The organism is Lysinibacillus sp. GJ-1 (assembly GCF_021166035.1).
Taxonomy (GTDB): Bacteria; Bacillota; Bacilli; order Bacillales_A; family Planococcaceae; genus Lysinibacillus; species Lysinibacillus sphaericus.
The window spans coordinates 4557918-4580419 of sequence record NZ_CP088912.1; the positions used below are offsets into that span (position 1 = coordinate 4557918).

At 39.1% G+C, this 22502-nt stretch carries 24 protein-coding genes and 1 other annotated feature; of the genes, 3 read left to right on the forward strand and 21 right to left on the reverse strand.

Annotation, left to right across the window (positions count from 1 at the left end; genetic code table 11):
- Position 1: 1 nt before the first annotated feature.
- The 14 genes from rlmB to LO754_RS22790 all read right to left on the reverse strand — a co-directional run bounded on the left by rlmB (position 2) and on the right by LO754_RS22790 (position 14635).
- The gene (gene rlmB / locus LO754_RS22725; protein WP_024364388.1) at positions 2–754 is read right to left on the reverse strand and encodes a 23S rRNA (guanosine(2251)-2'-O)-methyltransferase RlmB; all 753 of its coding nucleotides are present in this window, start codon (positions 752–754) and stop codon (positions 2–4) included.
- Entirely contained in the window at positions 754–1173 is a 420-nt protein-coding gene (locus tag LO754_RS22730; RefSeq protein WP_024364389.1) for a Mini-ribonuclease 3, read from the reverse strand. Before LO754_RS22730 ends, rlmB begins: the two co-directional genes overlap by 1 nt.
- 5 nt (positions 1174–1178) lie before the next feature.
- Positions 1179–2579 carry a cysteine--tRNA ligase gene (gene cysS, locus LO754_RS22735; RefSeq protein WP_025220848.1) on the reverse strand — a complete coding sequence of 467 codons (1401 nt, stop codon included), beginning with the start codon at positions 2577–2579 and terminating at the stop codon, positions 1179–1181.
- On the reverse strand, positions 2576–3226 hold the full coding sequence (epsC, locus tag LO754_RS22740; protein ID WP_024364391.1) for a serine O-acetyltransferase EpsC: 651 nt from the start codon (positions 3224–3226) through the stop codon (positions 2576–2578). Before epsC ends, cysS begins: the two co-directional genes overlap by 4 nt.
- A gap of 182 nt (positions 3227–3408) precedes the next feature.
- Positions 3409–3627 (reverse strand) — a binding site (T-box leader).
- A gap of 49 nt (positions 3628–3676) precedes the next feature.
- Complete coding sequence (gltX, locus tag LO754_RS22745; RefSeq protein WP_231785307.1) at positions 3677–5137, reverse strand: glutamate--tRNA ligase; 1461 nt, start codon at positions 5135–5137, stop codon at positions 3677–3679.
- A gap of 124 nt (positions 5138–5261) precedes the next feature.
- Positions 5262–5738 carry a 2-C-methyl-D-erythritol 2,4-cyclodiphosphate synthase gene (gene ispF, locus LO754_RS22750; protein ID WP_024364393.1) on the reverse strand — a complete coding sequence of 159 codons (477 nt, stop codon included), beginning with the start codon at positions 5736–5738 and terminating at the stop codon, positions 5262–5264.
- Between the two features lie 194 nt (positions 5739–5932).
- The gene (ispD, locus tag LO754_RS22755) at positions 5933–6628 is read right to left on the reverse strand and encodes a 2-C-methyl-D-erythritol 4-phosphate cytidylyltransferase (RefSeq protein ID WP_024364394.1); all 696 of its coding nucleotides are present in this window, start codon (positions 6626–6628) and stop codon (positions 5933–5935) included.
- 12 nt (positions 6629–6640) lie between these two features.
- Positions 6641–7726 carry a PIN/TRAM domain-containing protein gene (locus LO754_RS22760; protein ID WP_024364395.1) on the reverse strand — a complete coding sequence of 362 codons (1086 nt, stop codon included), beginning with the start codon at positions 7724–7726 and terminating at the stop codon, positions 6641–6643.
- 301 nt (positions 7727–8027) lie between these two features.
- Positions 8028–9404: a DNA repair protein RadA gene (radA, locus tag LO754_RS22765; RefSeq protein WP_231786375.1), complete on the reverse strand. Its 1377-nt coding sequence runs from the start codon at positions 9402–9404 to the stop codon at positions 8028–8030.
- 110 nt (positions 9405–9514) lie between these two features.
- The gene (locus LO754_RS22770) at positions 9515–11959 is read right to left on the reverse strand and encodes an ATP-dependent Clp protease ATP-binding subunit (RefSeq protein WP_231785308.1); all 2445 of its coding nucleotides are present in this window, start codon (positions 11957–11959) and stop codon (positions 9515–9517) included.
- Positions 11949–13058 carry a protein-arginine kinase McsB gene (gene mcsB / locus LO754_RS22775; RefSeq protein WP_024364398.1) on the reverse strand — a complete coding sequence of 370 codons (1110 nt, stop codon included), beginning with the start codon at positions 13056–13058 and terminating at the stop codon, positions 11949–11951. The genes LO754_RS22770 and mcsB overlap by 11 nt, the downstream gene beginning before the upstream one ends.
- The gene (locus LO754_RS22780) at positions 13055–13597 is read right to left on the reverse strand and encodes a UvrB/UvrC motif-containing protein (RefSeq protein ID WP_024364399.1); all 543 of its coding nucleotides are present in this window, start codon (positions 13595–13597) and stop codon (positions 13055–13057) included. The genes mcsB and LO754_RS22780 overlap by 4 nt, the downstream gene beginning before the upstream one ends.
- A 13-nt stretch (positions 13598–13610) precedes the next feature.
- Complete coding sequence (locus LO754_RS22785) at positions 13611–14081, reverse strand: CtsR family transcriptional regulator (protein ID WP_024364400.1); 471 nt, start codon at positions 14079–14081, stop codon at positions 13611–13613.
- A 248-nt stretch (positions 14082–14329) separates the two neighbouring features.
- Positions 14330–14635 (reverse strand): DUF4870 domain-containing protein, encoded by a 306-nt coding sequence (locus LO754_RS22790; protein ID WP_024364401.1) that lies wholly within the window; start codon positions 14633–14635, stop codon positions 14330–14332.
- Positions 14636–14759: 124 nt separating this feature from the next.
- Between LO754_RS22790 and LO754_RS22795 the strand changes: the two genes are divergently transcribed.
- A complete protein-coding gene (locus tag LO754_RS22795) occupies positions 14760–15437 on the forward strand; it encodes a class I SAM-dependent methyltransferase (protein ID WP_231785309.1) in 678 nt (225 codons plus the stop codon).
- A gap of 160 nt (positions 15438–15597) precedes the next feature.
- Positions 15598–16560 (forward strand): magnesium/cobalt transporter CorA, encoded by a 963-nt coding sequence (gene corA / locus LO754_RS22800; protein WP_024364403.1) that lies wholly within the window; start codon positions 15598–15600, stop codon positions 16558–16560.
- A 198-nt stretch (positions 16561–16758) separates the two neighbouring features.
- Here corA and LO754_RS22805 read toward each other — a convergent pair whose 3' ends face one another.
- Entirely contained in the window at positions 16759–16968 is a 210-nt protein-coding gene (locus LO754_RS22805) for a hypothetical protein (protein WP_024364404.1), read from the reverse strand.
- A 320-nt stretch (positions 16969–17288) separates the two neighbouring features.
- Between LO754_RS22805 and LO754_RS22810 the strand changes: the two genes are divergently transcribed.
- The gene (locus tag LO754_RS22810; RefSeq protein ID WP_024364405.1) at positions 17289–18599 is read left to right on the forward strand and encodes a globin-coupled sensor protein; all 1311 of its coding nucleotides are present in this window, start codon (positions 17289–17291) and stop codon (positions 18597–18599) included.
- Between the two features lie 49 nt (positions 18600–18648).
- On the opposite strand, the gene LO754_RS22815 is transcribed toward LO754_RS22810, so the two are convergent.
- The 6 genes from LO754_RS22815 to LO754_RS22840 form a co-directional block, all read right to left on the reverse strand.
- A complete protein-coding gene (locus LO754_RS22815) occupies positions 18649–19128 on the reverse strand; it encodes an acyl-CoA thioesterase (RefSeq protein ID WP_024364406.1) in 480 nt (159 codons plus the stop codon).
- A 69-nt stretch (positions 19129–19197) separates the two neighbouring features.
- Positions 19198–20625, reverse strand: coding sequence for an aldehyde dehydrogenase family protein (locus tag LO754_RS22820; protein ID WP_108031062.1), 1428 nt, complete (start codon positions 20623–20625; stop codon positions 19198–19200).
- Between the two features lie 40 nt (positions 20626–20665).
- Entirely contained in the window at positions 20666–21001 is a 336-nt protein-coding gene (locus LO754_RS22825) for a hypothetical protein (protein ID WP_024364408.1), read from the reverse strand.
- Positions 21002–21038: 37 nt separating this feature from the next.
- Positions 21039–21383: a DUF3969 family protein gene (locus tag LO754_RS22830; RefSeq protein ID WP_024364409.1), complete on the reverse strand. Its 345-nt coding sequence runs from the start codon at positions 21381–21383 to the stop codon at positions 21039–21041.
- 194 nt (positions 21384–21577) lie between these two features.
- Positions 21578–21793: a hypothetical protein gene (locus tag LO754_RS22835; RefSeq protein WP_231785310.1), complete on the reverse strand. Its 216-nt coding sequence runs from the start codon at positions 21791–21793 to the stop codon at positions 21578–21580.
- A 326-nt stretch (positions 21794–22119) separates the two neighbouring features.
- Positions 22120–22482 (reverse strand): DUF779 domain-containing protein, encoded by a 363-nt coding sequence (locus LO754_RS22840; RefSeq protein WP_024364411.1) that lies wholly within the window; start codon positions 22480–22482, stop codon positions 22120–22122.
- Positions 22483–22502: the final 20 nt, after the last annotated feature.

Below are 22502 nucleotides of genomic sequence, written 5' to 3' on the forward strand. Positions count from 1 at the left end.
GTTAGTCATTCGCTTCTTGACGTTTACGATACACTTCATACATTAAAAGCGCCGCAGCTACAGAAGCATTTAATGATGTGACATGCCCAACCATAGGCAGATGATATAAAAAGTCACATTTCTCTTTTAGTAGGCGCCCCATCCCTTTACCCTCACTACCAATAATAATAGCAAGCGGTAGAGTTGCATCCATTTTGCGATAATCCGCAGAGCCTTTTGCATCCGTACCAGCAATCCATACGCCCCGTTCTTTTAACTCATCGACTGTTTGGGCTAGGTTATTAACACGCACGACAGGTACATGCTCGATGGCGCCTGTTGACGCTTTCGCCACAACTGCTGTTAAGCTCACTGAGCGACGCTTTGGAATAATAATACCATGTACGCCAATTGCATCTGCAGTTCGCATAATAGAGCCTAAATTATGCGGGTCTTCTAACTCATCTAAAATTAAGAAAAATGGATCTTCTTGTTTGTTTTGTGCCGCTGCAAATAAATCGTCTAGTTCTGCATAGCTATATGCTGCTACAGATGCCACAATTCCTTGATGGTTAGCATCTGATAATTGATCGACCTTTTTTTTCGGTACAAACTGTACAATGATGCCTCGTTCGCGCGCTAAATCAAGCAGTTCATTGACCCCTGATTTTTTTACACCTTCTGCAATCCATACTTTATTCATATCGCGGCCTGAACGAAGTGCTTCTAACACTGGGTTTTTACCGGCAATAATTTCACCATTTTGTTCTGCCATTATTTTGACACTCCTTTTAATTCCTCGATTATTTGAATAGCGTATGCAATGATGGCATAAACGCGTTCTAATTCACCTAGTAAGTACAAGCTTCCAAGTACCGCTTCAAAGCCTGAACTATTGCGATAAGTTTGTACATCTGTATTTTTGGGAACAGAACCGGATTTGGCATTGCGTCCACGTCGGAACACTGCCAATTCCTGCTCTGTTAAAAAGTTTTCATCCATCATGCGATGTACAATTGTTGACTGTGCCTTTGCTGATACATAATGCGTTGCTTCTCTATGGAGTGTGTTCGGTTTTACGCGTCCGCTACGCAGTAAATACTCCCGTACCTTCTGTTCTAAAACCGCATCTCCCATATATGCAAGCGCTAATGCATTTAATTGCTTCACATCTTCATTTCGGAGTTTATCCAAGTTACTTACCCTCGTTTCCATCTTGTCCCTTGGCGTGTATCTTCTAAAATGATACCTTGCGCTTGTAAATGGTCACGAATTTCATCTGAACGGGCAAAGTCACGGTTTTTGCGCGCTTCTACGCGTTCTTGTAACAATGCTTCAATTTCTTCGTCCAGTAGTTCAGCTTCTTTAGCAAATTCAATACCTAAGACGTCACCTAATACCTCAAAAGTTTCAATAAAAGTTAATAACACTTTCTCATCCGTATTTGTTTCATTCAAGTAAATATTTGCAATACGCGCTAATTCAAATAATACTGAAATAGCATTCGCCGTATTGAAATCATCATCCATCGCTTCCTCAAACTGCGCCTTTTGTTGAGCAATTTGACGGAGCCATTCCTCTGAGCAATCGCCGAGACTTGCAGTTGCAGATAGGCGGTACTTAACATTGTTGTATGCAGTACGAATACGCTCTAAACCTGTTGCTGCAGCATCTACTAAATCCTTTGCAAAGTTAATTGGGTGGCGATAGTGAACAGATAACATAAAGAATCGTAAAATTTGCGGGTCGATTTGTTTACGGATATCGTTCACGAGCACAAAATTACCAAGGGATTTTGACATTTTTTCATTATCGATATTAATATATCCATTATGCATCCAGTAACGCGCAAATGTTGTATCATTATGCGCTTCGGATTGCGCTATTTCATTTTCATGATGCGGGAATGTTAAATCTTGACCACCTGCATGTATATCAATTGTATCACCTAAATGCTCACGCGCCATCACAGAGCATTCAATATGCCATCCTGGACGGCCGTTGCCCCAAGGACTTTCCCAATAGATTTCGCCAGGCTTTGCTGCTTTCCATAATGCAAAATCTAATGCATCATCCTTTTTCTCGCCCGCTTCGATACGTGCACCAATTTTCAAATCATCTACCGATTGATGTGATAATTTACCGTAACCATTGAATTTTCGAGTTCGGTAATAGACATCGCCCGCTGACTCATATGCATAACCTTTGTCGATTAACACTTTAATAAAGTCAATAATATCATCCATGTGATCCGTTACACGAGGATGGACATCTGCCTTTTTGCAACCTAATGCAGTCACATCTTCAAAATATGCGGCAATGAAACGATCTGTAAGTTCATGAACTTCTTCACCGAGCTCATTAGCTGCTTTAATAATCTTATCGTCGACATCCGTGAAATTAGAGACGAATTTCACATCGTAACCTTTATATTGGAAATAGCGTCGAACCGTATCATAAACAATGACAGGACGTGAATTCCCAATATGAATATAGTTATAAACCGTCGGACCGCAAACATACATTTTAACTTTTCCTTCTTCTAGCGGTACGAACGTTTCTTTTTGTCTTGTTAATGAGTTAAAAATTTGAATACTCATTGTTTTTCTCTCTCCTTTTGTAAGCGCCCGATTTCTTCTTGCAATGCTGCGATTTGCTTCTCGAAACCTTGACAACGTTCCTCTACAGGGTCAGGAATATTTTGATGGTCTAGTTTTTTCTCTAAACGAACGCCATCTTTCATCACAACTTTACCAGGAATCCCTACTACCGTAGCGTTCGGTGGCACTTCTTTTAAAACGACTGAACCTGCGCCAATTTTACTATTCTCACCAATTGTAATAGAACCCAATACTTTGGCACCAGTGGCAACTAACACATTATCTTCTAATGTCGGATGGCGCTTTCCTTTTTCTTTCCCTGTACCACCTAGTGTAACACCTTGATAAAGGGTAACATTATCGCCTATTTCACACGTTTCCCCTATAACTACTCCCATCCCATGGTCGATAAAGAAGCGTCGACCAATTTTAGCACCAGGATGTATTTCAATTCCTGTAAAGAAACGACTAATTTGTGAAATTACACGTGCGATAAAATAAAAACGTCTTTTAAAAAACCAGTGTGCAATACGATGCGCCCATGTAGCATGCAAGCCTGAATATGTTAACACGACTTCCAGTACACTGCGCGCCGCTGGGTCATTCTCAAAAATAGTATCTACATCTTCCTTCATTCTTTTAAACATTAAAACTCCCCCTTTTCGTTACAATGTGTGTCATGACCTCAAACTTGCGACCTTAAATCCTACACCCCGCACAATGAATAGCCTTAAAACCTATTGTTATTAGTAATGATTGCCCTCTTACATCTAACACATGAATTTTTTTAAAAAAATAAAAAGCGCCCCTATCATTCCCATAAAGGAATGACAGAGACGCTGAAATTTGCGCGGTTCCACTCTGATTGAAGGCAAAAGCCTTCCACTTTGGACGTCCTATAACGGGAACGAACCGATAGAGCCTACTAATGTTCAGCTCTATGCTCAAAGGTGCATTTCGGTTTTGCCTTGGCTCAGACCACTTTCAGCCGGTGATGGTCCTCTCTTTAGAGCATGCGCTACGTACTTCTCCTTATCAACGCTTTCACAATGTACATTCATTTTACATCGACAATATAAATTGTCAATAAAATTCTATTACTTCGCGTATTTTTCTACACGGTCAATTGTTTTCTCTTTACCAATTAAACAAATCGCATTTGGTAACTCTGGACCGTGTGTTTCACCAGTCGTCACAACACGGATTGGCATAAATAGATTTTTACCTTTATGACCTGTCTCTTTTTGTACAGCTTTGATAGCTGCTTTGACAGTTTCAGGTGTAAATTCTTCTAAATTTTCAAGTTGTGTTTTAAATGCAGCCATTACCTCTGGTACTTGCTCGCCAGCTAAAACGGCTTTTGCTTCTTCATCATATTCAATATGATCGTTAAAGAATAGGCTTGACAGTTCCACGATTTCAGCACCAAAGCTCATTTGTTCATGGTAAAGTGCGATTAAATCTGTTGCCCAAGCGCGCTCTTCTGCTGTTAACGCTTCTGGTAATAAGCCTGCTTTTTGTAAGTGCGGTAAAGATAATGCCACTACTTCTTCTAAAGATAATTTTTTGATGTATTGATTATTCATCCAAGTCAGCTTTTGCTTATCAAACATAGATGGTGATTTCGATAAACGCTTCTCATCAAAGATTTTAATAAATTCTTCTTTAGAGAAAATCTCTTCTTCACCTTCTGGAGACCAACCAAGTAAAGCAAAGAAATTGAACATCGCTTCTGGTAAGTAACCAAGGTCTTTATATTGCGTTACGAATTGGATAATGGATTCGTCTCGTTTTGATAGCTTTTTGCGATTTTCGTTGATGATTAATGTCATATGTCCAAAGCGAGGATACTCCCAGCCAAATGCATCGAAGATCATCATTTGTTTTGGTGTGTTTGATAAATGCTCTTCACCACGGAACACATGAGAGATTTCCATAAAGTGGTCATCTAATACTACTGCGTAATTGTAAGTTGGAATACCGTTTGCTTTCACAAGTACCCAGTCGCCCACATCTTTCGATTCGAACGCTACATGTCCACGTACTAAATCATCAAATTCATATGTTACGTTTTCAGGTACACGCATACGAATTGTATATTGTTCGCCAGCCGCTTCTTTAGCCGCTACTTCTTCCGCTGATAAATGACGGCAAGTTCCATCATAAGTAGGTGCTGCAACACCACGAGCTTTTTGTTCTTCACGAGATGCTTCTAATTTTTCTGATGAACAGAAACATTTATACGCTGTGCCTTGTTGTAATAACTTTTCAGCATGCTCTTTGTAAATATCTAAGCGTTCCATTTGACGATAAGGTGCATAAGGCCCACCAATGTCGATGGATTCGTCATATTCGATACCTAACCATTTTAAGTTATCTAACTGAGACGCTTCTCCACCTTCTACATTACGCTCAATATCCGTATCTTCAATACGCACGATGAATTTACCGTTATGATGTTTTGCATATAAATAGTTGAATAACGCAGTACGTGCACCGCCAATATGTAAAAATCCAGTTGGTGATGGCGCGTAACGAACGCGAACTTCTTTCGTCATAATTAAATGCCTCCTAAATATTCGTCTGAAAATAATTCCGACCTTATTAACTTTGTTCATTTTACCACTGTAGTATAGGAAATTAAAGTAACGCGTGTTTTTCAAGTGGACACGCGCCATTTTTTTATTTTTTAATCAGTAAAATTGTTGCCATTGAAGCAATGCCTTCTTCACGTCCTGTAAAGCCAAGTCGTTCAGTAGTTGTCGCTTTTACATTTACTTGTGATGCATCAGCGTTTAATAGAGTTGCAATGCGATTTCTCATTTGTTCAATATAAGGCGCCATTTTCGGACGTTGCGCCATAATTGTGCAGTCAACATTGCCAAGCACATAGCCTTTGTCCTCAACGATTTTCCAAATATACTCTAGCAACTTTGCTGAATCAGCATCCTTCCATTCTGGGTCTGTATCTGGAAAATGTCGCCCAATATCCCCTTCTCCAATCGCCCCCAGCGCAGCATCAGTTACTGTGTGCAATAAGACATCCGCATCCGAATGCCCTACTAGACCCTTTTCATGCGGTATTGTAATACCACCAATAATTAATGGACGCCCTTCTTCAAATGCATGTACGTCAAAACCTTGTCCTACTCGAAACATACAATACTGCCGTTACAACAGTGACCATTGCAACAGCATTCACCTGCCTTTTTTATTTTCTATTTATAGACAGTTTAACATATTTCCTAGGAAATTGAGCTGTCCGTAACGACTATAGTCCACATATTATAGTTTGTTTACCATCGTATAAAAAAACCTCATCAGCTACTTCTGCTGATGAGATTTTAAAGCGATTATACATTATTCTTCAACGCTCGTTTACGTAAAATAGCTTCACCAAAAAGTAAATCTTCTTTTGTTGTCATCTTTACGTTTTCATAGTTGCTTTCAACAATGTGCACCTCATGACCAAGTCGCTCGACTAACATCGCCTCATCTGTTCCGAGGAAGCCCACTTTCTCAGCCACATCTTCCGCTTCTACTATCAAATCGAAGCGGAAGGCTTGAGGCGTTTGAATCATCCATAAGCTTTCACGGTCCACCGTTTCTTCAATGATGCCATTACGCACTTTTTTCATTGTGTCCTTTGCACGAACACCAGCGATTGCAGCACCAAAATTATTCGCACTTTGTACAAGGTTTGCAATAATATCGTGCGTAATAAATGGGCGGGCTGCATCATGCACTAAAACAATATCAACCTGCTCCATTTCTTTCATACAAGCATGCACTGAATGCTGTCGCTCTGCTCCACCATCAGGCAAGCCTTTGACCTTAGAGATTCCATAGTTTGCTAGCATCTTTTGAATAACAGCACGTTCTTCAGGTTTCACCGCAAGCCAAATGCCAGTACAGTTTTCATCTTGCTCAAATACCTCTAATGTGTGTATTAAAATCGGTTTCTCTAAAAGCTCTAAAAATAATTTATTTTGACCTGCTCCCATTCGCTTGCCGCTGCCAGCTGCCGGAAGCACTACTTCATACTGCACATTGTCCACTTCCTAATCGTCCTTTGGCTTAGCAAAAATCATTCGACCTGCAGATGTTTGTAGAACGCTCGTTACCGTTACAGTAATGGCCTGTCCGATATAATTGCGGCCTCCTTCTACAACAATCATCGTGCCATCATCCAAATAAGCCACACCTTGGTTATGCTCTTTCCCATCTTTAATAACGACCACTTGCATATCTTCTCCAGGAATCACAACTGGTTTCACTGCATTTGCCAAATCATTAATGTTCAGTACTTTCACCTGATGTAATTCACATACTTTGTTCAAGTTGAAGTCATTCGTCACAATTTGTGTATCATTATCCATTTTCTTTGCAAGACGTACAAGTTTTAAATCCACTTCCTGCACATCTTCAAAATCTTCTTCGGTAATTTCTACTTTTGTCATACGTTCATCTTGCAGTTTCTTTAATATATCCAAACCACGGCGACCTCTTGTACGTTTTAATGTATCTGAGGAATCTGCAATATGCTGTAGCTCAGTTAATACAAACTGCGGTACAACCAAAACGCCTTCAATAAAACCTGTTTCCGAAATATCCGCTATACGCCCATCAATAATAACGCTGGTATCTAGCAATTTATAACTACCGCGATTTTCTGGTACGTCAATCCCTTCAGCAGCTTTTTTCTTTGCATTATTCCCACGTAAGGTAAATAACTGAAGTAACTCATCTCGCTTTTTAAAACCTACACGGAATCCCAAATATCCAAGTACAAAAGATAAGATAATTGGAATTACTTCTGAAATACCGCGAATTTGAACGCTATCAATCGCAAAGCCTAGGAAATAGGCTACGATAAGTCCTACAATTAACCCAAGCGTACCAAATAATAAATCTCCAACCGGCACTTTAAAAAGCACCTCTTCCATCCAGCTAATTAGCCGAACAAAATAATCGGAAAAAGCAAATGATAATGTAAATAGTAAAAACGCACCTAAAGCAACTGATACGTAAGGATTATCAAGCCAAGGATTAGATGATAAATGAAGCAATTCGTATAATGGCGGTAAGAAAACAAGGCCTAAAGCTCCTCCAATCAGTAAAAAAGCAATTTGAATAAATTTTTTCATACTGTCACCTCCAATTCTTATATTCGATTATACATATTTTACTGTAGAAAATCTTTTTTGAGCTCATCAAAACATTATTAAATTTCCTTCAGTTTATTGGACGTTATGGAAGGCTTAAGAGATGCCTAATTTCCACAATAATTGTTATCCAATTTCATGAAATTAATGATTGTTGCACCTATGAAGTAAAAATGCATGCTAGGATGTCGCCCAACATGCATTTATTTTAGTTGAAATTACTTCATCATCTAGCAACAGACGCCTAGTGTGACGCAACATGGTGACGCATTACTGCATGTCTTTAAAGCTCTCTAAAGCAGGCATTTAATGCATCTTTAATTGTTTCCACACCAACTATTTCAATACCTTGTGGGAAATCCCAACCGCCAATATTAGAAGCAGGGATAAATGCTCGCTTAAACCCTAGCTTTGCCGCCTCTAGCACACGTTGTTCAATTCGTGTGACACGACGAACCTCTCCTGTTAACCCTACTTCTCCAATAAAGCAATCTGTTCCCCGTACTGCCTGATCCTTAAAGCTAGACACAATACTCGTCAAGACAGCTAAGTCAATGGCAGGTTCATCTAGCTTTACTCCGCCAGCAACTTTAATATATGCATCTTGTGCCTGTAACATTAGGCCCATGCGCTTTTCAAGCACTGCCATAAGCAATTGCACACGGTTTTGGTCCACCCCTGTTGCCATCCGTTTCGGATAATTAAAGCTTGTAGGGGTTACAAGTGATTGGATTTCTACTAAAATTGTCCTTGTTCCCTCCATCGATGCCACGATTGTTGAACCTGCTGCACCTTGTGAACGTTCCTGTAAAAATAGCTCAGACGGATTCAAAACTTCCTTTAAGCCCCCCTGAAGCATTTCAAAGATAGCTATTTCATTTGTAGAGCCAAAGCGGTTTTTTTGGCTCCGTAAAATACGGTGGTTGTGATGTCGTTCTCCTTCGAAATACAGCACTGTATCTACCATATGCTCTAAAATACGCGGTCCCGCAATTTGCCCTTCCTTCGTCACATGTCCAACTAAGAAAATGGCAATGCCTTTTGTTTTCGCTATCCGCATTAGCTCCGCTGTACATTCACGTACTTGCGATACACTACCTGGCGCACTTGTCACCTCTGGATGGAACACCGTTTGGATAGAATCCACAATAACAAACTTTGGTTGTACATCGTCGATTGTTTGATTTAACAATTCTAAATTCGTCTCCGAATATATATACAGCTCTTGAGATACAACCCCTAAACGCTCTGCACGCAGTTTCGTTTGTCGAATGGATTCCTCACCAGAAATATAGAGCACACGATGACCTTTATTGGACAATAACGCAGACACCTGTAATAGCAATGTCGATTTTCCGATACCCGGATCACCCCCGATTAACACTAGAGATCCCGGAACAATTCCTCCGCCCAAGACACGATTGAGTTCACCCATTTCTGTAGCTACACGGGACTCCTCTGCCGCTTCTACTTGGATAATAGGTACAGCTTTTTGCGTGACGGTTGCAGAGTGTTGGAATGCTCCTCTAGGACCTTTCGCTACAACCTCCACTTCCTCAACCATTTTATTCCATTCGCCACATCCTGGACAGCGTCCCATCCACTTTGCCGATTCATAGCCACAACCTGTACAGACAAATTTAGTTTTTTTCTTCGCCATCATACCACCTCGAATATTTGTTCTTATTTTCATTTTACATAAAAAAAGACAGCTTGGCACGATATGCCTCGCTGTCTTCCGAATTTATGCTTGTTAAATAGGCTAACCGCTTATTTGGAAATTGAAACGCCTTCTTTTTTCTTCACGACGAATTCATCATTCACATAATCAATGACGACTTGGTTTCCTTTTTCTACATTGCCTTTCAGCAGTTCTTCCGATAGACGGTCTTCCACTTGTTTTTGCAATGCACGACGGAGTGGACGAGCACCATATTGAGGGTCGTAGCCTTCATCTGCAATTTTATTGAGTGCTGCATCTGTTAACTCTAACGTAATATCTTGTTCTTGCAGACGTTTTGTTAGCGTATTGGCCATCATTGAAATGATTTCTTTTAAGTGTTCTTTTTCTAATGAATGGAACACAATCATTTCGTCGATACGGTTTAGGAATTCAGGACGGAATGCTTTTTTCAATTCTTCAAGCATTGTGCCCTTCATATCTTTATGTTTCGACTCTGAGCTTCCTAAGCTGAAGCCAAGATTTTTTTGATATTTTAGCGCATCCGCACCGACGTTTGAAGTCATAATAACAACCGTATTACGGAAATCAACGACACGTCCTTTAGAATCTGTTAAACGACCATCTTCCAGCACTTGAAGTAAAATATTGAAAACATCTGGATGAGCTTTCTCAATTTCATCAAGAAGCACAACAGAATATGGTTTACGTCGAACTTTTTCTGTTAACTGACCACCATCATCAAAACCTACATAACCAGGAGGTGAGCCGACTAAACGTGAAGTCGAATGTTTCTCCATATATTCAGACATGTCAACGCGAATCATCGCATCTTCATCACCGAACATTACTTCTGCCAGCGCTCTAGCAAGTTCTGTTTTCCCCACCCCTGTAGGACCAAGGAAAATAAATGAACCGATTGGACGTTTTGGATCTTTTAAACCAGCTCTTGCACGTCGAATTGCACGAGAAATTGCCTCGACTGCCTCGCCTTGACCAACAACACGCTTGTGTAACTCTTCTTCAAGTTGTAATAGTTTAGCTGATTCTTCATGGGCAATTTTAGCTACTGGTATCCCAGTCCACATAGAAACGACTGCTGCCACATCGTCAACTGTCACTTTCGATTCTGCTTTGCCTTGTTCTTCTTTCCATGTTTTACGTGTCGTTTCAATTTCGTCTTTTAGCTTTTGCTCTGTATCTCTTAACGAAGCAGCCTTTTCAAATTCCTGACCAGACACAGCCGCATTTTTTTCAGAACGAACATTTTCAAGTTTATCTTCTAGTGCTTTTAAGTTTGGTGGCACCGCAAATGAACGTAAGCGAACTTTTGACCCTGCTTCATCGATTAAGTCGATGGCTTTATCAGGCAAGAAACGGTCTGAAATATAACGATCACTCATTTTTGCCGCTGCTTCAATTGCTTCATCTGTAATTTTCACACGGTGATGCGCCTCATAGCGATCGCGTAAACCGTGAATAATTTGAATTGCTTCTTCAACAGTTGGTTCATCCACTTGAATTGGTTGGAAACGGCGCTCTAACGCTGCATCCTTTTCGATGTACTTGCGGTACTCATCTAATGTTGTAGCACCAATACATTGTAATTCTCCACGTGCTAGGGATGGTTTTAAAATGTTTGATGCATCAATTGCACCTTCTGCTCCTCCAGCACCGATTAATGTATGCAATTCATCAATGAATAAAATAACATTACCTGCTTGTCGAATTTCATCCATCACTTTTTTCAAGCGATCCTCAAATTCACCACGGTATTTAGTACCGGCTACAACTGTCCCCATATCAAGCGTCATAACACGTTTATCACGCAAAATTTCTGGTACTTCGTTGTTAATAATTTGTTGTGCTAAGCCTTCAGCGATTGCCGTTTTACCTACACCAGGCTCACCAATTAGCACAGGGTTATTTTTCGTACGGCGTGATAGTACTTCAATAACGCGTGTAATTTCCTTGCTGCGACCAATCACTGGGTCTAGCGAACCTTCACGAGCAATTTGAGTTAAATCGCGCGCCAAGCTATCTAAAGTCGGCGTATTTGCAGCCTGCGTCGCTTGTTGTCCAGATTGTGCGTTATCATTATTGCCTAACAACAGTAATACTTGCTGACGAGCTTTGTTTAAGCCTACACCTGCATTGTTTAACACACGAGCGGCTACCCCCTCACCTTCACGAATAAGCGCTAACAGTAAGTGCTCCGTACCGATATAGGAATGACCTAATTTACGTGATTCATCGACAGATAGTTCAATTACCTTTTTGGCACGTGGTGTGTAATGAACGATTGGTCCAACATCCTCTGTTCCTTTTCCAACTAACTCTTCAATCCCCGCTTCAATCATTTGAGGGCTAATATCGATGGCTTCTAATGCTTTCGCTGCAATACCACCGCCTTCACGAATAAGCCCTAAAAGAATGTGCTCTGTTCCTATTGATTCGTGCTTCCAACGAATTGCCTCTTCCTGTGCAAGTTGTAATACTTTTTGTGCGCGTTGTGTAAAACGATTAAACATCATATGAATCCTCTCCTTTTCCCCCTATAGTAGGCTTACTCATTGTTTCAAGAAATAATGCCTCTCGGAGCATTTTTGCTCGAACTCGATCTCGTTCAGCAGGTGGTAAAGCTTCTCCTGCATAGTGCTGTAAAAACCCTGGTTGCATACTGACCACACACTCGTTCAATGTGGTTGCTTTAATATTTTGAATCAACTGTAAATCTACACCTAAACGAACATTCGATAGACAGGTTGCCGCTTCCTCACTTGTTAAAATGCGTGCATGCGTTAATGTACCTAAAGCTCTGTATATCCGATCTTCTAAGGCAAGTTCCGCTTTTTCCATTAGCTTATTTCTTGCCTGCCGTTCTTTTTGAATAATTTTTTCTGCAACACTTTGAATGTCTGCTAAAATATCTTCTTCTGTTTTACCTAGTGTAATCTGATTCGATACTTGGTAAACATTACCTAAATTTTCGCTACCTTCACCGTATATACCCCTGACAGTCATCCCTAAACGTGTCATTGCATTGATAATTTGATTCATCTGACCTGTCAGTGTAAGTGCGGGAAGGTGCATCATAACCGAAGCACGTAAGCCAGTACCAATATTCGTTGGGCAACTTGTTAAATAGCCGAAAGTATCTCGAAATGCATATGGCAAGGCTCCTTCTAAGGCACGATCAATTTTATTTGCTTCCTCGTATGCCTTCTGAAGTTGAAAACTCGCCGTCATACATTGAATGCGTAAATGGTCTTCTTCGTTCACCATAATGCAAATTGATTCATCTTCAGATAGCAACATGGAGCCGACTTGCTCTTTTTTCGCAAGCTGTGGACTAATTAAATGCTTTTCAACTAAAATTTGACGTTGTAACGGTGTTAAATCTTTTATGGAAAAATAAGAATATCTTTCTTGAAGTTTCGGACTGTCTTGAATGGCATGTGTCACAGCCTGCTCTACTTGTAACGCTTCATTTTCTGAAAAAACTAAAGGGAAACGATAGCCGTCTAAGTTTCGAGCAAGCCGAATGCGTGTACTGATGACGATATCTGAATAATCATCCTCCATTTCCATCCATGCAGGTGTAGCTCGCGCTAAAAACGATTCAATCATCATGACACATCACCACCTTCGAATTGTAGCTGCTGTTCGAGATTTTTTGCTTCGTCGCGAAGCTTCGCTGCTTCTTCAAACTGCTCCTCGTCAACAGCGGCCTTCATGCGTTTTCGAATATCTTCAATTTGCTTTTTAATGACAAAAACATTGCTTCGAGCACCAGGCATTTTTCCTATATGCTGTGGCCCCGCTTGAATGCGATTAAATAGCTTTGGCAAATGCTCACTAAATGTGTCATAGCAACTGGTACATCCAAATTTACCTTCTTTTAAAAATCGCTTATACGTAAATCCACATTGTGGACATGTTTGTTGCTGAGGTGGCGCTTGCTGTTTTTCACCAACTTTTTGCCATGTAGGTGAGCCAAACCAATTGGATAACAATTGTTGAATCGATACAGGCTCTTGTTTAAACTCTGCATGGAACGGATGGAACTGCGAGGCACAGACATCGCAATAATGGTGCTCCACCTTCTGCCCATTTTGAACTTGTGTCACAGTTACTGTCGCATTGCGCTGCTTGCAATGTTCGCAAATCATTTCCCTCACCTCTTTACTTTTGCTTTTCGTATTTTATAGTGGTTAACATCGCTCGCAAAATTTTCGCTCGAATGCTGTCCCGTAAAGGTAGCTGCAAATCTAAAGTCGAACGGTCAACCGCTGCTAACATTAATTTCGCTTCTCGCTTTGAAATAACCTGCTCGTCAATTAAACGATATACTAAATCCTCCGCCACTGTTTGCGAGGCTCCACCTTCAATTTGTAGGAGCACATCATCAATCAAATCAATTTGTGAGTTTGCACGGACACGTAAAATTCGAATGTATCCACCCCCACCTCGTTTACTTTCAACAAGGTAACCCCGCTCGGCTGTAAATCTTGTATTAATTACATAATTTATTTGTGAGGGCACACATTGAAATTTATCAGCAATTTCACTTCGTTTAATTTCAATATGCCCTTCTCCACCTAATTCAAGTACTTGCTTTAAGTAGCCTTCTATGATGTCTGAAATATTACGCATGTTAGGAATACACCTCGCTTACCTCACTGACTTTGACTATCTTTGACTATCTTTGAGTATATTATACAAAACGCTTAAAAATAATTGCAATTAATTCGCACAGAGAAATGTCTAAAGCAATTTTTATCGTTGATTGATTGTAAAAAAATTTTAACCACTCGAAAACGTACTTATCGTTTAATGTACCCTTTTTGCTTATAGAAAAAACGCAAGCATATGCTTTTTGCATATACTTGCGTCTTTATCAATTATACCCAGCGACCGACAATCGGATAACGCCAAGGTTCCTCTGAAATAGCCTTTACGATTCCGATAATTGGTACGATGTATACCATAGCGATAAATATTAGTAAGAAAGGTAAACCAATTAATACAATACTTAAAATGCTGGCAATGACAATTAGTACGCCCATTGCGATTTGGAACAATAAAGCTTGCACAGAAACGTTTTTCACTTCTTCTTCCGAACTAATTAAGAAAAATATAATCGGCACTAAAAATGGCGCAAAAAACGCACTGGCATGTATGATGACCTTAGACCATTTTGTTTCCATCTATTCAACCTTCCCTTTTTAATATGTCTTTTTATTAATACTATTATTTACGGAGCAATACGCTAAATAGTTTCAAATCGTTTCGACAATTTTAAAATTATTTTGAAAGGTATGTGATACACAGATGGAATTTAACAGCACACTTGCGAACGAATATGAAAAAGGCATTCGTCGTACTTTACCGAGTTACGATACGATGCTACGTTTAACGAAAACTTTTTATCAATCCGCTTTACAAGAGAATGCTAGTTTTTTAGTTGTTGGTTCAGGCAGTGGCAATGAAATACTACAGTTAGCTGAACAAAGGCCACAGTGGTCCTTTGTCGGTATCGATCCATCTGAAGCCATGTTGGAAATTGCAGAAAACCGTCTACATTCACTACCAAATGCGATTTCATTACTACAAGGCACCATGCTAACTGCACCAATCCCTGCAACAAAGTTTGATGCTGCTAGCTGTATACTTGTACTTCATTTTATTAATTCCTATGAGGAGAAGCTTGCTACATTAAAAGGGATTGCAAGCCATTTAAAATCAGGGGCACCATTTGTGCTTGTTTCTAAATATGGACAGCTTAACTCTTCTGAAACAGAGCTACAATTTGACCTATGGCGCGCATATTGGCAGCAGCACACAAAACTTTCCACTACTGATTTAGCTAGCATGGAGCAGTCCATTCGCTCGCTTTCATTTATGCGTGAAGATGACATTGTTACGCTTCTACAGCAGGCAGGCTTTACACAGCCATCACGATTTTTTGCAACGACATTATTTGGTGGTTGGATATGCTATAAAGAGTAAGGTTCCATCCCTTCCTGATGCATCCTAGCAACTTAGTGGTGTACTATAAGTACTACGGGTATTTGATCTGACGTTTCCCATGTCTTCTTTTACTTCTCACGCTTTGAAGGGAGACTTCGTGCTTATTTAAAATGAGATAAACAGATTTGAGGTGAATGCCGTGATTCGCACGATGGCCATGACGAAAGATCAACAATTAATAAAGGACTTTCCACTTGAAAACATTAAGCAAAACCATTACGAATGGTATTGGGTAGATTTTAGTTGCCCAACTACTGAAGAAGAACTATTGCTTGATACATTTTTCCACTTTCATCCGCTTGCGATTGAAGACTGCTTAATGCGTTTACAACGACCAAAGTTGGATTTTTATGAAGACTATCACTTTTTCGTTATTCATAAACTGAATGAAGAAACGTTAATTGCTGAGGAATTAAATATTTTCGTTTCCGATCATTTTATTGTGACATTCCACAAAAATGAAGCACCTGAAATCGATAAAGTACAGAAGCTTTTAGAAGAGCAACCGAAATATTGGGAACGCGGTACTTTTTTCCTTACCTATCAAACGATTGATAAAATAGTTGATAGTTATTTCCCTCTCGTCTATAAAATTGAGGACCATTTGAATGCGCTTGAAGATGAATTAACTTATCAAAGTAATGTAAATGCGATGCAAATTGTTTTTGAATTCCGCAGTGATTTACTCCATTTACGGCGCACCATTTTACCAATGCGCGACCTATTATACCGTATACTTAATTCTTATCGCTTTGCCCTAAAAAAATCAGAAAGAGCCTACTTTGGGGATATTCACGACCATTTAGTCAAACTTACGGAAATGGTCGAATCTAATCGTGAGCTGACCGCAGATATGCGTGATAGCTATATGGCTATGAACTCTAGCCGAATGAATGGCATTATGATGATGCTTACAATTGTCTCCACCATTTTCATTCCATTAACATTTATAGCAGGAGTTTATGGCATGAATTTTGATAATATGCCTGAACTACATGGCCGTTACAGCTACTTTATCGTTCTCGGTATTATGCTATTGATTGGGCTATTTATGTTGGTATTTTTCAAATATAAAGGCTGGTTCAAATTGTTTAAACCGTAACTTAAAGCAGTAACAAAACAATTTTTTTGAAAAACAAAATCCGCGCATAGCTCTCTAGGGAAAATAGACATGAGGAACAACATCTTACATTCGTACATGTTGCAACTCATGCTTTACCCACAGAAGGCAAAACGCGGATTTTTAATTTTAAAAAATAGTTGGTTTTACTTGGGGAACTTTTAAATGTCTCCACTATAATTAATAGGGACCTCGATCATCTACTTTATTTTCACCTTGCTGCGGGAATAAAAAGTATGCCAGTACGCCCGATATTAGTGTTGCACAAATCGTTATTAATAGTTGGTTTAAGTCAGGTACCTCTGCATAATAGTTCGTTAACATATAAACAGATCCAATTGCTACAATTACCATCACAGGAATCACAAACTTAAAACGCTTCTTCTCCATGTAATACCTCCTCAATACGATTTCTTTCACATACATTTTTTGTTACGCTAAACAGTTCGTATTTTACATGTTTCCTAAATGAAATTCAAATTACGCTTTATGAGCGAAACGCTAATGCTTAAAGGTAAATCTGAAATATGTCCGCCAAGAATGTGAAAAATTATAGAAATAAACGAAATTTTTAACCAAATACACTACAAAAAATAGTAGAATAGATTAAATACCATATATTCACCAAATTTACAAACCTAACAATATATACACAAAGCGTCTTCGATACCTATATTATTATGGATTTATAAAGAATGGAGCAGACAACAATGAGTTGGTTTTCAAAAAAGAACAATTATGGTTATTCAATTACACTAACACCAGAAGCGTTTATACAACAAGTACAATTAGATGTTTCTAATCATCCTAAGTTACAAAAACAATTACAACTATTAGACTTAACTACTGAAGATTTAGCCATCATTAAACAATTGCAGCCATTAGTGAAAAATGTTATTCCTGAAATGGTCGATCAATTTTATGCAGCGATTAGCTTAAGCCAAAATTTATTAGATATTATTAACAGAACATCACAAATCGACCGTTTAAAAGTTACTTTACATAAGCATCTAAGTGATATGTTCGAAAGTCGTATTAATGACGACTACATTAAAGAAAGAAAGGCAATCGCTGAGACACATGTTCGAATTGGGCTCCAATCAAAGTGGTATATCGCTTCATTCCAATCATTAACTTCGACTTTTACAAACTTTACGAATGATTTAGATATTTCAAAGCATGACGCTATCCGTGCCATCAATGCCTTTTGTAAACTTATTAACTTTGAACAACAACTTGTGATTGAGGCTTATGAAAAAGAAGAAGAACGCATTCGTAGCGTTGCAGATAAAACGAAGCACGCACTTGTTACTACAATTCAAAGTACGGCAGAAGAGTTAAATGCAATCAGCGAAGAAACAGCCGCTTCCCTTTTAGTCATCTCCTCTCAAACGGATGATATTGCAGTAGCCACTAAACAAGGTTTGAACTTCGTTGCCGATACACAAGACAAATCTAAACGCGGACAGCAGCAATTACAAGAACAAAATGACTTAATACATGTTATTTTGCAAAGTGTTAATGGCCTTGAAGTAACGATGAACCAATTGCGTACGTCGTCTCAAAAAATCTCTGAAATTGTTGGACTTGTTACCGGTATTGCAGACCAAACAAATTTATTAGCACTGAATGCTTCCATTGAAGCCGCTCGTGCTGGTGAGCATGGCAAAGGCTTTGCTGTTGTAGCAGAGGAAGTCCGCAAGCTTGCAGAAGAAACAAAAAGCGCTGTGCAAAACGTGTCACACCTGATAAAAGAAACAGAAAGTAATATTTCAACAATGGCGAATTCAGTTATCAATGTGGATCAAAAAATCCAACATAGCGTTGATACACAAACAAGCCTCTCGAAATCATTTAATGATATTGCTGAAGCAGTATCAGGTATTCAACAACAATATGTAAACACGGCTAAGGATATTTCAGCCATTTCAAATTTAATTACAGAGCTATCGCAAGGGGCAACACTCGTCTCCTCTTCTTCTGACTCACTCATTAATGTTGTAAATGAATTAAACATATAACACAACAAAAAAAGGAAATTGATCACATCGTATCAATTTCCTTTTCGTTTTAATGTGCCAAAGCACGTTTTTGCTTGCGATGCTCTCGTCGAGCCGGACCTGTTTCAAATAACCGTTTTTCTGCATCCGTTTCTGGGAAAATAGCAGGAACAGCCTTCGGTTTACCATCATCATCTACTGCAACCATCGTTACAAATGATTCGGTTGTTAATTTTTCTTCACCCGTCTCAATGTTACGAGAAATAACACGGACATAGACTTCCATAGATGAACGTCCTGTAGATGACACAATACTTTCAATTTCAAGAATATCACCCACATGCGCTGCTGATAAAAAATCAACAGAATCAATGGAGGCAGTGACAACATGCCCTTTTGCATGCTTCATCGCTGTAATTGCCGCAATTTCATCAATATAAGCTAACACTCTTCCACCAAAAATGGAATTATGATTATTAGTATCCGGTGGTAATACGAGACGCGTCTGAACCGTACGTGATTGGCTCATGGGTACAGCATTGGTTGTCATAGTTCTAGTTACTTCCTTTCATGTAATGTCCTTTCGTCATCGTATCGTAGAAAAAGAATGGATGCAAATTTAGAATGATTTTTTCATCGTTATAAACTTCATATCCGTCATTTCTTCAATCGCCCATTTAATACCCTCTCGACCGTAGCCACTCATTTTCACACCGCCATATGGCATATTATCGATTCGGAATGTTGGAATATCATTAATAATAACAGCACCTGCTTGTAATTCATCGGCTGCACGTAATGCATCTGGCAAGACATTCGTAAAAATTCCTGCATTTAAGCCAAGTTCCGACTCATTCACTAGTCGAATTGCGTCGTCTAATGTTTCATATGAAACAATTGACACGATTGGCGCGAATGTTTCCTGACAAACAATTTTCATATCGGCAGTCACGTTTGTCATTACTGTTGGCGTTAATGTACGTTCAGTAAATGTTCCACCCGTAGCAACCACTGCACCTTGAGCCTTCGCTTCCTCAATCCATGCACGAATACGACTAACTTCATTCGGATTAATCATGGCACTGACATCTGTATTTTTATCGAGTGGATCACCGACAACTAACTTTTCCGTTTGAGCTACAAATGCTTTTGTAAAAGCATCAACAATCGAGGCATGTACATAAATACGCTGAAGCGAAATACACACTTGTCCTGCAAAGCTAAACGCTCCGCTAACACAACGCGCGACAATTTTTTCAATAGGGGTCGATGGCTCAACAATCACCGCCGCATTTGAGCCTAGCTCTAACGTTACTTTGCGCAAGCCTACTTTTTCTTTTATGCCTAATCCAACCTTACCACTTCCAGTGAAGGTCACTTTTTTCACGAATGGATGAGTCACAAGTGTGTCACTTAGCTCACCTCCACTACCCGTAACGATTTGTAGAGCGCCATCTGGTAATCCTGCTTCTTTAAATATTTCCGCCATTACAATTGCACTGAGCGGTGTTTGGGTTGCGGGCTTTAACACGACCGTATTCCCCACAGCAAAGGCAGGTCCCAATTTATGCGCAACTAAATTAAAAGGAAAGTTAAACGGTGTAATGGCAGAAATAACGCCTAATGGCTCACGCTTTGTCCAGCCAATGCGGTCGCCAGCTCCAGGCGCAGCATCCATCGGTACCGTTTCCCCTTTCACCTGTTTCGCTCCTTCGGCTGCAAACTGATAGGTTGCAATCGTGCGTTCTATTTCAGGTAAACCTGCTGAAATAGGTTTACCCGCCTCTTGTGCTAAAATTTCGGCCAATTCGTCTTTTCGACGTCGCATAATGTCGACTACTTTATATAAAATTTCGGCACGGTCGTATGCAGTAGTTTGTTTAAATGAAAGAAAAGCATTTTGGGCACCTTCAATTGCTTGCTCAACATCTGAAACAGATGCCTTGGCAACCTTTGCAATAATCTCACCGTTATAAGGCGAAGTTAATTCATAGGTTTCCTTCGCTTCTTGCCATTGTCCATTTATCCAAAGCTTTGTTTCGTTCATTTTCAATACACCTCCGAATATTCTGTTCCTCTTTAGTTTATCATGAAGTGCTGGAATTTGACGCTACTGCTGCTGCGGTCATGGCGGATATCATCGCCGCCTGTTGTGCCTGAATTAGTAATTCAATAGATGACATAATTGCCATAGATAATGATTGTTGCACTTTAGCCATATCATAAATAGCCATTTGAACCGCCATAAACAACACAAATTCTTGATGCCACTTCAATAATTTCATTCCCTTTAATTCATGAGACAAATCAATAATTTGCTGAAGTTGACCTTTATTCATTTGAAAATTAATCTTTGTATAACACAGTATAAAAAAAGGCAGCTCGTTTAGCATGATAAAACGAGCTGCTCTAGAGAAGTACACATTGTCCTCTTTCTACTACTACTTAAAATCAAATGAATCAATTTATTGATTCAATAACTTTATTTCGAAATTTATATGCTTTTCTTTGTTCTAATTGAGCAATACTTTCATATTCAATTTCGCTTAAACTTTCAAATAATTTTTCAGGCATTAGACTCACTATATCTTCTAATTCAGTGCCTAGATGAATAATTTCTAATATTTCTTTTGAAATTCCTTTAGACTGTAATAAATCCATAGTATAAGGGTTAAATAAAACTTTTTCAGTTTCTTCGATTGTTAATAAATCTTTTTTTAACGCCTCAATTAAACCTATTACATTTATGAGTAGTAGTTTTTCTAATTCTTCGTTATTTGTAGTATTCAATAATAATTTATTCATATTTAATTATTTTACACTCCAACCTTGCTTAACTTTAACATCTATCATGTAACACACGTAATTGGATGACGATCCTTCATTTCTTCAATAATGTGATAACAATCTGGATAAGTTGGCATTCCTCCATTATATCTTTTCGTTTTTCAATAGCGTATTTACTGCTTGCTCCGTACGATCTTGCTCCATCATATTTGCTACCCGATTGATGTACGCAATGGCGACATCCACGATGTTTGATTCTTAATTTCTTCTATAGTAGCTTTAAACTTTTCTGTATCAAACATTTTCCCTGCTGCAACATATGTGCTGGCAATAGCTAAGATAATTTTGCGATCAACTGCCCTTCCTGCAACCTTCGATACAGCCTCTACCGTTTGTGTAAATTGGTTTTCAATTATAACAATATCCATCTTCCGCACACTCCTTTTCACTATTTACGTAATATTCTGTTGTAAAGATTCAATCATTTTGTAACAAAAAACATAAAAAGTAAACTTAAATTAATGTAAGAATTAGGTATTATATGGTTAAATAACGATAATACACGATGAATGGGGGGCTTTATTATGATTGAAAGAACCATAAAAAAATACTTATTCACTCAAACTTTACAACACCGAATACAACTTTATTTATTATTGCGAAATTCCACAACTAACGTAAGTCTACATACTCTTTTCCAAAAAAATTAGCATAAAAAAACAGCGACAAAAATGCTTTTTGCCGCTGTCCCTAACTATTCGATTAAACCTAGCTCTTTTAACTCTTCTGTCGAAAAAGCTCTAGACCTTGTTAAAAACCGCTTACCTTCTACGCCTTCAAGAGAGAACATACCGCCTCTGCCGTCAACTACGTCTAAAATAATTTGTGTATGCTTCCAATAATCATATTGGTTTTTGTGCATATAAAATGGTGTGCCCCCCACCTTACCTAAACATATATCCTGCTCACCTAATATTAAGTCACCGTCAGGATAACACATCGGAGAGGAGCCATCGCAGCATCCCCCTGATTGATGAAACATAACCGGTCCATGCTTTTCCTTCAATAATTCGATTAGTGCCAGCGCTTCTTCTGTTGCTAAAACACGTTCAACCACGCGTTAGCACCTCCTTACTA

Bases quoted from the DNA above. Each gene is read 5' to 3' on its own strand.
- LO754_RS22780 (WP_024364399.1), bottom strand. From the start codon at position 13,597: ATGATTTGCGAACATTGCAAGCAGCGCAATGCGACAGTAACTGTGACA.
- ispF (WP_024364393.1), bottom strand. From the start codon at position 5,738: ATGTTTCGAGTAGGACAAGGTTTTGACGTACATGCATTTGAAGAAGGG.
- epsC (WP_024364391.1), bottom strand. From the start codon at position 3,226: ATGTTTAAAAGAATGAAGGAAGATGTAGATACTATTTTTGAGAATGAC.
- LO754_RS22795 (WP_231785309.1), top strand. From the start codon at position 14,760: ATGGAATTTAACAGCACACTTGCGAACGAATATGAAAAAGGCATTCGT.
- gltX (WP_231785307.1), bottom strand. From the start codon at position 5,137: ATGACGAAAGAAGTTCGCGTTCGTTACGCGCCATCACCAACTGGATTT.
- radA (WP_231786375.1), bottom strand. From the start codon at position 9,404: ATGGCGAAGAAAAAAACTAAATTTGTCTGTACAGGTTGTGGCTATGAA.
- LO754_RS22790 (WP_024364401.1), bottom strand. From the start codon at position 14,635: ATGGAAACAAAATGGTCTAAGGTCATCATACATGCCAGTGCGTTTTTT.
- LO754_RS22835 (WP_231785310.1), bottom strand. From the start codon at position 21,793: ATGGATATTGTTATAATTGAAAACCAATTTACACAAACGGTAGAGGCT.
- LO754_RS22820 (WP_108031062.1), bottom strand. From the start codon at position 20,625: ATGAACGAAACAAAGCTTTGGATAAATGGACAATGGCAAGAAGCGAAG.
- LO754_RS22770 (WP_231785308.1), bottom strand. From the start codon at position 11,959: ATGATGTTTAATCGTTTTACACAACGCGCACAAAAAGTATTACAACTT.
- LO754_RS22805 (WP_024364404.1), bottom strand. From the start codon at position 16,968: ATGGAGAAGAAGCGTTTTAAGTTTGTGATTCCTGTGATGGTAATTGTA.
- LO754_RS22810 (WP_024364405.1), top strand. From the start codon at position 17,289: ATGAGTTGGTTTTCAAAAAAGAACAATTATGGTTATTCAATTACACTA.
- LO754_RS22830 (WP_024364409.1), bottom strand. From the start codon at position 21,383: ATGAATAAATTATTATTGAATACTACAAATAACGAAGAATTAGAAAAA.
- LO754_RS22785 (WP_024364400.1), bottom strand. From the start codon at position 14,081: ATGCGTAATATTTCAGACATCATAGAAGGCTACTTAAAGCAAGTACTT.
- mcsB (WP_024364398.1), bottom strand. From the start codon at position 13,058: ATGATGATTGAATCGTTTTTAGCGCGAGCTACACCTGCATGGATGGAA.
- rlmB (WP_024364388.1), bottom strand. From the start codon at position 754: ATGGCAGAACAAAATGGTGAAATTATTGCCGGTAAAAACCCAGTGTTA.
- LO754_RS22815 (WP_024364406.1), bottom strand. From the start codon at position 19,128: ATGACAACCAATGCTGTACCCATGAGCCAATCACGTACGGTTCAGACG.
- LO754_RS22760 (WP_024364395.1), bottom strand. From the start codon at position 7,726: ATGAAAAAATTTATTCAAATTGCTTTTTTACTGATTGGAGGAGCTTTA.
- cysS (WP_025220848.1), bottom strand. From the start codon at position 2,579: ATGAGTATTCAAATTTTTAACTCATTAACAAGACAAAAAGAAACGTTC.